Genomic DNA, 610 nt, shown 5'->3' with positions numbered 1-610 from the left:
CACCACACCCACCGGAACCGGCCGCAACCGCGAATCCAACACCAACACCCGCGTATTCCACACCGGCCGACCAATCGGAACACCCACCCCCACAACACCATCCACCACATGAAACGTCACATCCACCGACGCCTCCGTCGGCCCGTACAAATTCACCAACTCCGCACCACACACCCCCGCAAACCGCCCCGCCAACACCGACGACAACCCCTCACCCGACACAAACACCCGACGCACACTCGAACACCCCACCACCACCGAAGGCTCCCCCACGAACACCTCCAACATCGACGGCACAAAATGCACCACCGACACCCCCCACCGCTCGATCACACCCACCAAATACACCGGATCACGATGCCCACCCGGATCCGCCACCACCAACCGCGCACCCACCATCAACGGCCAAAACAACTCCCACACCGACACATCGAACGACACCGGCGTCTTCTGCAACACCACATCCCCCACACCCAACGGAAACTCCCCCTGCATCCACAACAACCGATTCACCACCCCCGCATGCGAAACCACCACCCCCTTCGGACGACCCGTCGACCCCGACGTGAACATCACATACACCGCATGCTCAGGCAACAACACCCCCAAC

1 protein-coding gene is annotated in these 610 nt (G+C 62.0%); it reads right to left on the bottom strand.

Going from position 1 to position 610, the window contains the following annotated elements; all coding sequences use genetic code 11:
• The coding region (locus QMA15_RS32715; RefSeq protein WP_290289389.1) for an AMP-binding protein at positions 1 to 610 on the bottom strand (610 nt) is incomplete at both ends.

It is taken from the genome of Rhodococcus sp. APC 3903 (genome assembly GCF_030407755.1).
GTDB lineage: Bacteria > Actinomycetota > Actinomycetes > Mycobacteriales > Mycobacteriaceae > Rhodococcus_F > Rhodococcus_F erythropolis.
Note: the sequence above shows the minus strand (reverse complement) of the source record. Positions and strands in the feature narration are given on the sequence as shown.